This is a genomic window from Dawidia cretensis (assembly GCF_018598175.1).
In the GTDB taxonomy this organism is placed as follows: Bacteria; Bacteroidota; Bacteroidia; order Cytophagales; family Cyclobacteriaceae; genus Ohtaekwangia; species Ohtaekwangia cretensis.
In genome coordinates this window covers 1-9,320 of the sequence record NZ_JAHESE010000066.1, presented here as the reverse complement: position 1 = coordinate 9,320, position 9,320 = coordinate 1, and the positions used below count along the sequence as shown (strand labels likewise).

9 protein-coding genes are annotated in these 9,320 nt (G+C 46.1%); 6 read left to right on the top strand and 3 right to left on the bottom strand.

The features are described 5' to 3' along the window. Nucleotides 1-74 precede the first annotated feature (74 nt). The 6 genes from KK062_RS29445 to KK062_RS29420 all read left to right on the top strand — a co-directional run bounded on the left by KK062_RS29445 (nucleotide 75) and on the right by KK062_RS29420 (nucleotide 7,902). Nucleotides 75-896 (top strand): alpha/beta fold hydrolase, encoded by an 822-nt coding sequence (locus KK062_RS29445; RefSeq protein WP_254087981.1) that lies wholly within the window; start codon nucleotides 75-77, stop codon nucleotides 894-896. Between the two features lie 217 nt (nucleotides 897-1,113). Then, entirely contained in the window at nucleotides 1,114-2,466 is a 1,353-nt protein-coding gene (locus KK062_RS29440) for a PAS domain-containing protein (RefSeq protein WP_254087980.1), read from the top strand. A gap of 696 nt (nucleotides 2,467-3,162) precedes the next feature. Further along, on the top strand, nucleotides 3,163-5,286 hold the full coding sequence (locus KK062_RS29435) for a WD40 repeat domain-containing protein (RefSeq protein ID WP_254087979.1): 2,124 nt from the start codon (nucleotides 3,163-3,165) through the stop codon (nucleotides 5,284-5,286). Between the two features lie 294 nt (nucleotides 5,287-5,580). Continuing rightward, complete coding sequence (locus tag KK062_RS29430; protein ID WP_254087978.1) at nucleotides 5,581-6,867, top strand: hypothetical protein; 1,287 nt, start codon at nucleotides 5,581-5,583, stop codon at nucleotides 6,865-6,867. A 283-nt stretch (nucleotides 6,868-7,150) separates the two neighbouring features. Beyond that, nucleotides 7,151-7,447 carry an HPF/RaiA family ribosome-associated protein gene (locus KK062_RS29425; protein WP_254087977.1) on the top strand — a complete coding sequence of 99 codons (297 nt, stop codon included), beginning with the start codon at nucleotides 7,151-7,153 and terminating at the stop codon, nucleotides 7,445-7,447. Nucleotides 7,448-7,464: 17 nt separating this feature from the next. Then, nucleotides 7,465-7,902 (top strand): DUF6526 family protein, encoded by a 438-nt coding sequence (locus KK062_RS29420; RefSeq protein ID WP_254087976.1) that lies wholly within the window; start codon nucleotides 7,465-7,467, stop codon nucleotides 7,900-7,902. Nucleotides 7,903-7,924: 22 nt separating this feature from the next. Here KK062_RS29420 and KK062_RS29415 read toward each other — a convergent pair whose 3' ends face one another. From KK062_RS29415 to KK062_RS29405, 3 genes are all read right to left on the bottom strand, one after another. After that, nucleotides 7,925-8,323 carry a hypothetical protein gene (locus KK062_RS29415; RefSeq protein WP_254087975.1) on the bottom strand — a complete coding sequence of 133 codons (399 nt, stop codon included), beginning with the start codon at nucleotides 8,321-8,323 and terminating at the stop codon, nucleotides 7,925-7,927. 12 nt (nucleotides 8,324-8,335) lie between these two features. After that, a complete protein-coding gene (locus KK062_RS29410) occupies nucleotides 8,336-8,767 on the bottom strand; it encodes a hypothetical protein (RefSeq protein ID WP_254087974.1) in 432 nt (143 codons plus the stop codon). Nucleotides 8,768-8,792: 25 nt separating this feature from the next. Continuing rightward, a partial coding sequence (locus tag KK062_RS29405; RefSeq protein WP_254087973.1) for a hypothetical protein occupies nucleotides 8,793-9,320 on the bottom strand: 528 nt, incomplete at its 5' end.

The following is a 9,320-nucleotide window of genomic DNA, read 5'->3' as shown; positions in this document are numbered from 1 at the left end:
TCCATGGATGGCCTTGTTAATTTACCCCACCTTTACATCATCAAATTATTCATAACAATTAAAACCTCACGAAGATGAACAAGCTCACAGTTAAAGACGGAACAGAAATCTACTACAAAGACTTAGGTGCAGGACAACCCATTTTCTTTCATCACGGCTGGCCTTTGTCATCTGACGATTGGGATGCCCAAATAATGTTTTTCCTTGAAAAGGGGTATCGTGTCATTGCGCACGACAGACGCGGCCACGGACGCTCTACTCAAACGTATACGGGCAACGAGATGGATACCTATGCGGCAGACGTTGCCGAGCTTGTAGCGCACTTAAACCTTAAAAATGTCATTCACGTAGGACACTCCACGGGCGGTGGTGAGGCCATACGGTATGCAGCAAAATATGGTAAAGACCGCGTTGCCAAAGTCGTGCTGATTAGCGCCGTTACACCGTACATGATTCAAGATGACAGAAATCCCGACGGCGTGCCGTTGGCTGTCTTTGATGAAATTCGGCACAATACCCGGTACAACCGCGCGCAATTTTATCATGACATTACAGTGCCATTTTTTGGCTACAACAGAGAAGGTGCTCATGTTACAAAAGGAATACAGGATAACTGGTGGAGACAAGGTATGATGGGTGGCATCAAGGCTCACTATGACTGTGTTAAAGTATTTTCCGAAACAAACTTTACCGAAGACTTGAAGAGCGTGGACGTGCCCGTCCTGGTGCTTCATGGTGAGGACGATCAAATCGTTCCGTATGCTACGACCGCGGTAAAAGCACATAAGCTGTTGAAGAAGGGTACGATCATTTTATACCCAGGCTTCCCCCATGGCATGCCGACTACAGAAGCAGAAACGATTAATAACGATATCTTGAAATTCATCAATTCGTAGAGAAGAAAAATTGCCATTCAGGGGGAGAGGTGCGGAATTATTTTTCACATCTCTCCTTTGTTTTTCAGCGAGTTTCTTTGAGTGCCTTTACCATAGAACTTTACCCGATCTGCTTCAAAACCGGCGTTTGGTACATGGAAAGTGCCGAAAACCCCGAAACAAAGCTGTAATTAGTTTATGGGATGTTGTAAATTGAATGAGGCTATAATAGAACCAAATGACTACAGCACCGGACGGTTTTTTTGGAATCATGGTGTCGTGGTGGAAAAAGGGCCTGAGAATGGGTTACCACGCTACTACTCCCGGGCTGTTACGGGGTCGTGTCATGTTACTCAATGGGTTGTCGATCATTGCTTCGCTTTCGGTGATTGTATTTTCAATTACCTATGCGCTGATTGGATATCAATATTACTATGGCCCGCTTTATATTATTCCGGTTGCTGTTTTGGTGTTGTGGTTAAATAGTCGCGGCCTTTTTGGAGCAGCACGAAACAGTTATCTGATAGGATCACTGATCGTAATAAGCTATTGGTGCTATGAAGGTAGAGGGAATGGAAATGAATTTACATTAATTGCCATTGCTACCATGGCAACCCTGATACTCGAAAAAAGGCATATGATAATCCTCAGTAATCTGTTATGCTTTTTGATTTTTGTACTTTTCAAAGTCTACGACAGTCAAACGCCATTCATTCCAGATCCCCACATCAATTACAACGTCGTACCTACTGTTATTTTGCTGAATACCGTGGCTGTTGTATCCTTTCAGATTGCCTTCTTTCGTGACCTGGCGAAACACTATGACGAAAAGTTGACTGTAAAATACAACGAAGTACAGGCAGTACAAGAGGAGCTAAAATCCAACAACGAGGAGATCAAAGCCATTAATGAGAAGCTGCACGGATTAACCGGCCAATTGGAAGCCATGGTAAAGGAGAAAACACTGGAGCTGCAAACCTACATCGATGCTATTGACGTAAATCTCTACTCCACGATAAATGATCCCGAGGGTAACTTCGTTCAGGTAAATGATCAATTGGTTAAGGCTTCCGGATATACCCGGGAAGAATTAATGGGGAAGCATTATACGCTGCTTGCCACACCGGCACACCAGGAGGCAAGTGCCGATCAACGAAGAGCCAGCCTTCTTGCCGGCAAGGCCTGGCGGGGCGAAGTTGAGCATAAAAGCAAGCAAGGGGAGCTCTATTGGTTTGATTGTGTAGTCATGCCGATTGCATACGAAAACGGAAGGGCTAATGGGTTCCTTTCAATCGGCTTGCCTATCACAGAGCGGAAACTGCATGAGCAGCTTCGTGAGAAGACCCATCTTGTACTGGAGTCTATAGCCTTCAATGCGTCTCATAAAATTCGCGGCCCGATGGCCAGAATAAAGGGGTTATCCTATCTCATTCAAAGGGATTTCCTCAAGAAGGAGGAATACAGCGCCATAGCCGCCAGGTTTACCGTCTGTGCAGACGAACTAAGCATGGCTACAAGCGAGCTTGTGAATTTTGTGTACAATCATCAGAAGCTGATGAATCCTGAGAGAACTGCTTCATCTGCCTCCTGAATGCTTCCAGCACACAGTAGAAAAAGGCAAAACGGTTAATAAGGAATGAGCAACCGATCAAATTTCAACCAGGGGAGAGGCTCTTTCCAGTCCCTCAGGAGATCTTGTCAATTTTCCGGATTGATTCCAGGTCCAATAGTAACCCTGGTCAGTTGTTACAACGACCTGATTAACGAAGATCGGGAAAATGGGTGGCGTTTGACAAAGCGGCGGCGTATTGTTTGCTTTTCGCTTATCTCTGATAACCGGATTTGAAGCCTATCTCTGGCATGGGTAATCGGTAAAAACTCTGACGAAGTTGTGGCTTTAAGATTTTTGTTGCAGAGGGAGGAGTTTCCTTGAATTGTCGTTTTTGCCTTAAATATCCAGCGCCAATTGCTTATGAAACTTAAAGTCAGGCCACTTACCCGTGCACTCAATTTCTAGATGGATTAATTTCGAATCCTTGTATCCTTTGTTCCGAAGATCTGGATAACAGTAGATATTTTTCTTTTTTTCAATGTGCGTTTAACAGTTCAGCGGAATGCCGTCGGTCTCTTTTAAGCAACTAATTTCCGGCAAAATGCTTCCTCTATCTTACATGACGGCACTGAGCATCGTTTGCTTATATTACCGAATATTCCGATGTTCGGCTTTGGGGCCTTCCAGGGGATGTATATAACCCCATTTCTCGGAAGACCTACACTACAGCCGGTCATGAAATATTTCTATCGCACGCTCCTTCTATTTTTCGTAAGTGTTACATCGCTAATTCTGCTTTCATGTGGCCCCAATCTTGGTTCGGGCGATAAGATCATTTTACATAACGACACCTCGTTCGGTACCTCCGTGGATCTTGCCCTCAGCCCGACGGGTAAAGAAGCTGCGCTAGCGAATGAAACAGATATCCTCGTGTATCAGTTGTCGGATGGTATTGTAGCAGGCTCATTTCCGTATGAATATCCGCACCAGGTTGATAAGTTTTCGTATCAGCGGCCCGCCAAAGTGATCCTGTTTGCCAACGATAGTCAAAACGTGCTTGTATTATCCAATTCCGGTGCCATTGATGTTCGCGAAAAACGGACCGGCGATGTCATACAGGTAGTGAAGGTGCCGGATAGTAACATTACGGCGATGGAGTTCAGTCGCGATAGACAACAGCTACTGCTCGGTACAGGCTGGGGCTCCCTGTATGTTCTGGACGCTAACGATTATACCATTCAAAAGCGCTTTGCGCTCCCGGCAGGCGCATCTGTTGTAAGCGTCGCCGCGAACAAAAACGTTCTGCTCGCCAGTACCCACGACTCGACCATACACGTGCTGGATATTCATACCGGCACCGTACAGAAGACGTTGAAGGGCGCTTCGGCCAACCTCTATTCGCTGGACATTTCGCAGGATAACCGCACCGTGGTAGGTGCTATGCCGCGCAACCGCGAGAAGTCTTTGTACGGCGAGGCTGTCTTCTGGAATCTGGAGACCGGAAATATTATCTACCGCTCGCACGATGATTACACGCAGGTTCTTCGGGCAAAATTTACAGCCAACGACAAACATGTGATCGTCGGGTTTAGCGATGGTATTATGATATATAAGCCGGATGGAAGCATAGACCAGCATATCGGCCACTTCGTGGATCCCGAAGTGGTGTTCGATCTCCTACCCGATCAGAACACGATTGCCACAATAGAATGCGATTACGGTACCGGAACAGACAACATAAAAAGCATCAACATCGATACGCGTACCATCGAGAACGTCGTGCAGGAGACACCTTCTGTATTGTGGGGCGCGGAGATGAGTCCGGACAATAAAAAATTCATGTTTATACAAACCGGATTTGTAAAGTCTTTCGATCTCGAAACAGACCAGCTTGAGCAGCCGTGGATGCCAGGGAGTCTGTGGAATGGCCGCTTCTCCTATCATAAAAAATGGATGATGGCCAGTGCGCGCAATCCGGCAGACAATGCAGTCTACCGCTATGTGTTTAGCGTAGCGGATAATACGCGCATGCTCGAAACTGACGCCGCCGACGTCAGTCCTTTGCTGAAATACGCGGTCACTGCTGTCTATGATCAAGCCCTAAGGGGTCAGTATATCCGTGTATCGAGCATCAAAGAACCATCCACAACGGTTTGGGACAATAAGGCCGAACGTTCATCGCCCGGTGGTTATCCAACCTACGAGTTCACATCGGTAGATGATATCCTTCTCTACTCGTACGACCGTGACCAGGACATTACGCTGCAATCGATCATAGATTCCTCGCGTCATATTACTTTTCCGGCCCAGCCACTGGTGTATACCGACGATGCCGTTATCCTATACCAACACAATCACTACCAGACCGAATATAAAAGCATCGTCGTCTTCAACCTCAAAACATTCAAGGTAGAGAACGAAATCCCCATCACCAGCGGCCGTCCCGAGAAAGCTGTGCTGGATAGCAAAAATCAACTCTATCTATGGAGTGGTACCACCGTAGAAATATATGATCTAACCACGATGATGGCGGTCCGCCAGGTGACGTTCGTTCCGGAGTTTCTCAAGAGTGAGCAGGACTTCATGGTATCTCCCAATGGAAAGACCTTCGTGGTTTGCAGCCGCTATGGCGTCATTGAATTCTTCGATGCTCAAACGGGCAAATCCAAAGCAGCACTATTTCCGAGACATTCTGAAAAGAACGACTATGTACTAATCAACAACGAATTTCAATGGACCGCCTCCGACCTGGGCATCCGGTACATGCTGCACATCAAAAACGGCGATGATATTGTGGCGCCCGAAGATCTTCAGAACTATCGAAAGCCAGGTCTTCTCAAATCGCTGCTGGTAGACTAAGGAGACATTCGTGACGGGAAAATGGATATATATATACGCCAGGAACAACAGTCAGTCGATGCAAAACTCTTTGGTGCCATTTTAAGCTACTGATGTATATGGGTCGGACCCGAGGCCGGTTCGGCCCTTTTATTTAAATCAATATGTAGAACCGTGAAAACGAATCTACAAACGTGAAAGTAATCGATTTGTTTCCTTTTGTAGGGGCAACCATATTTGCGATATTACACCGTGGAAAGCCGAACAAGGGAGGTTTTCGAGGTCGGGGAGTTTTAATACTATTGAAATAACAGAATGTTAGTAATTGAGCAACTGTCTCATCTATCAGAGTTTATGGCAAATGTGTCAGGCCTAATCATATGTGCATTGCAGGCCATAATCGTATGGGCAAGTCTTTTTTCCTGCAAACAAGCCGCAAGGGATAAGCCGGTAGCATTAGTGGAATGGAATGCGGGGCAATGTGATCAGACATATGATCCCTACCGGCTCATAAACCGCATCACAGAAAGCAAGGTGCAGGACGGAATCACGTCCCTGACGGTCAGCTTTCGGGAATCGTGCTGCGCCACCTACGGCTTTAGGCCACAAGTCGATTTTAAGGACAATAAGCTATTTCTACTGTCGTACACAGGCGAATCGCCCGACTCGTGTGCATGCGATTGTTGTTTTTCCATTGAATATAGAATAGTCGGCCTTCCCGCCGCCGGATACGAAACCTACTTCCACGGAAAGAAAATTGAAATCTCGAACGATCATTACAAGGTCGTTAAGCCGACGAGCGAATTATACAATGGACAGGAAATCAATCGCACCAATCGTTACGGATTCAAAGAAGGTCGTTGGATGACTTTCTTTAAGGACGGAGGTATTGAGGCAATAGAGATGTACCGTGAACGCGAACTTTATGAAGAAAAATCTCCCTTATGGCGAAAGGTTTTTTATTCGTCTGGGCGGCTTTCATACTTTTCCCGGAACGACACAACCGAATCCTGGTTTGCCGATGGCACGTTAGAGAGAAGAATGGCAACGTACACGGTTGGAGATACGACGTACCAAAAAGTATTTGCACTTCACGATAATCGACGCCTTTACAAAAGATCCCTGGAAAGAAGTTACCCGTCCCTATCCCGCCGTGAAAGCAAGCCAAAAAATGAATCAGTGGAGTCGATTACGCAGGTTTTATATGACGAAGAATATAATACAAATGGACAACTAAAACGCCGGGTTACGAAAGACACAACCTACACCTGGCATGGCAATGGCCGAATTGCTTCGCTCGAATTTGGCAACGGTAGTATAGACTATGACGAAGGCGGAATTGTGATCGAACGAGCGTTTTACTGGACTATTGAGGGACCGGCACAATGGCCTGCGCTACACCATTCGCTATACGCTGATATTGGTCGTAGCGGAAAAGTATTGAAGGTGCACTATGTACGAGAAGAACTGATCCAGGATGGAATAGTGCCGGGCGAACATTACTACTGGACATGGAATAAAGCGGGGAAGCTGATCGAATCACCGGTGAACTGGGAGGAGCCGCTACCCTGGAAGGGAGTTAATCAGCTTACCATTCCATAACTTAACCCTCGCTAAAGTCCCTGCTGCTTTGCAGCTTAGCCAAAATTGTATACGGTAGTTCCAACTCCTGCCATGGTTAATCCATGCTCGACACTTCGTTGATCCAAACCAAATAATTATCAACAATTCGTTAAAGCGGGTGCGTTTTACTCTCCGCCTGGCAGGTAAAGAAGCAAGATATTGTACTAGATGGGCTGTTTTCAGGTGGCTCGTTGCCGCAATGCACGCGCAAATTGCCGTGGCATGATAATTTCCGGCTTTAGTAGTGATCAATCATGTGAAAATGAAAATTGAATTCCATACAGAGAAAGATGCCAATGGAGGCAAGAAATCCGCTGATTCTTATATCTATAAGATAGAGTCGGCACTGGAACCGTTCCGCGAGGTTATTACACATCTCGATGCGCATCTTTCAGATGAAGACCCTGCCCATACCGGTGTCAACACTAAAAAATGCAAACTGGAGATTAGGCTGGAAAACAGAAAACCGATTGCTGTTACTGACCAGTCCGACACCTATGAAAAGGCTATCGATAACGCGCTGATTAAATTGACGGCATCGCTGAACGATTTTGGATAACCCGTTATCGATTCGCTATGAAAAAACAAGATTATCAACATCATGTGCGCTATTACACGCCGCATCACTTCGTTTTTTATCCACTGATTTTTTTTGTCTGTCTGACCTGCGGCTGGTTTATTTTTAGTGACCCCGAGCATGCGTTGCTATGGTCCGGATTAACGGCAATTTGCGCGCTGATGATCATGGTAGCATTTATGCTTCGCCAGCATTACGCGCTGACGAACCAGAATCGCATCGTGCGACTGGAACTTCGATTCCGGTATTACCTGCTTACCCACGAGCGGCTAGAACCATTGGAAGATAGACTTTCGCTAAGCCAGTTGTTTGCACTACGCTTTGCTTCAGATGCCGAACTACCAGCGCTTGTCAATCGCGCACTGAGCGAAAATCTCTCCCCAGATGCCATCAAACGGGCTATACAGCATTGGAGACCAGATCATCTGCGTGTATAGTGTGACAGAAAAACCGGTTGATCTACTGTTCAGCCAACACCAGCCGCATCGACGCCTTTCCGCTACTGGTAGCCACCCGTGTTTCAGCAGAAATGATATCATCTAAGCCAAGATAGATGAGACTTACAGTGTACCCATGATGTTTGAAATGATTGACCAGCTCAACAGTGAGGTCAGAAGAGAAGTTGGTTTCAAAGGCGAAACTTGCTTTCAATTCTGTCGCTGTATCCCTGGCCTTTTCGAGCGCGACAGGCACGCCTCCTTTTAACCGCTCGGGATCAATGTGCGGATATTGTTTTACCAGCTCAGCGAAAACCAGATCGCCATTGAAGATAGGCACGCCCGGAGGTACAAGCCGAGGGCCATAGGTAGTTTTGCCAGCCCCATTGGGACCGGCAATCACGAAAAATTCCGGAGTCATATCAGCGGAGTGTTAGGCAGATATAAGGTCAGACCAATATCCTTTGCCTGCGGATGCGAGTTGCTGAATGAACGCGTACTCTCTCTTTGCCGGATTGAAAGAGACTAAATCTTCGGAGCCATCGGGATTAGCACGTACAAAATGCGACGCATCTTTCGTTCTCCCATCCTTATAATACATGGGCAGACCTTTCTGAAAAGCATCCGAGTATAATTTGCGGGTTATCTCGCGAGTCTTGCTTTCAAACTGAGAGAGCGTCAATCCGCTTGATAAAGAGATTTCAGATTTATCGGGTGAATTTTTCTGACCAGTAAGAATCGCCTCCAACGTTTTAAAAAACTCAGAGTCATCTTTCAGTGAACGCTTAAGTTCGTTCAACTCTTCGGCGGGTATTACTACGCCGGAAAGCATGCCTGAATCGTTTTTTAAGACTGTAATTTTCATCGGTCTCACCGTTTGGTTTACAAAATTAAGCAAGTTCCTCATAATTATTTGGGTTACAGTTTATGGAGTTCAATTTCATTGGTTTTTGTCGCAGGAACGCCGTTTTTCTGGCTTTGCCTGGAAGGTTTATGTGCCTTCGAAACATGCCCGTCCAGCGACCGCTTATTGGAAACGGCCCGGCTTCGCATTCCGGGCACCAATGTTCTACCACCTTTTCTTTTTCGCCAGCCAGCCGTTTAAAGAACAACTCACTTAGCTGCCAAACAGAAAGCGAATGAACAAGGCAAATCAGAAAGCTAATGGAGGTCAATTTGATGTTCACCAGCGTAGCATTTTGAATTGTCTCAAACCAATAGTCGTAATAAAATGCGTTCAGAAAAAAGCTTACCACGGCATAAAACTTACCGGTATTACGATACCCATTGATAATGAATATCAGAATTATGAACTCTATAACGGCCGCTAGGGCTATGCCGTATAGCCAGTTAAATGCGGTGTAGCCATACACACTGATATCCAGATGTTCCATCTGCATAAACAGGTGCCCGGCATG

Bases quoted from the DNA above. Each gene is read 5' to 3' on its own strand.
- KK062_RS29445 (WP_254087981.1), top strand. From the start codon at position 75: ATGAACAAGCTCACAGTTAAAGACGGAACAGAAATCTACTACAAAGAC.
- KK062_RS29440 (WP_254087980.1), top strand. From the start codon at position 1,114: ATGACTACAGCACCGGACGGTTTTTTTGGAATCATGGTGTCGTGGTGG.
- KK062_RS29435 (WP_254087979.1), top strand. From the start codon at position 3,163: ATGAAATATTTCTATCGCACGCTCCTTCTATTTTTCGTAAGTGTTACA.
- KK062_RS29430 (WP_254087978.1), top strand. From the start codon at position 5,581: ATGTTAGTAATTGAGCAACTGTCTCATCTATCAGAGTTTATGGCAAAT.
- KK062_RS29425 (WP_254087977.1), top strand. From the start codon at position 7,151: ATGAAAATTGAATTCCATACAGAGAAAGATGCCAATGGAGGCAAGAAA.
- KK062_RS29420 (WP_254087976.1), top strand. From the start codon at position 7,465: ATGAAAAAACAAGATTATCAACATCATGTGCGCTATTACACGCCGCAT.
- KK062_RS29415 (WP_254087975.1), bottom strand. From the start codon at position 8,323: ATGACTCCGGAATTTTTCGTGATTGCCGGTCCCAATGGGGCTGGCAAA.
- KK062_RS29410 (WP_254087974.1), bottom strand. From the start codon at position 8,767: ATGAAAATTACAGTCTTAAAAAACGATTCAGGCATGCTTTCCGGCGTA.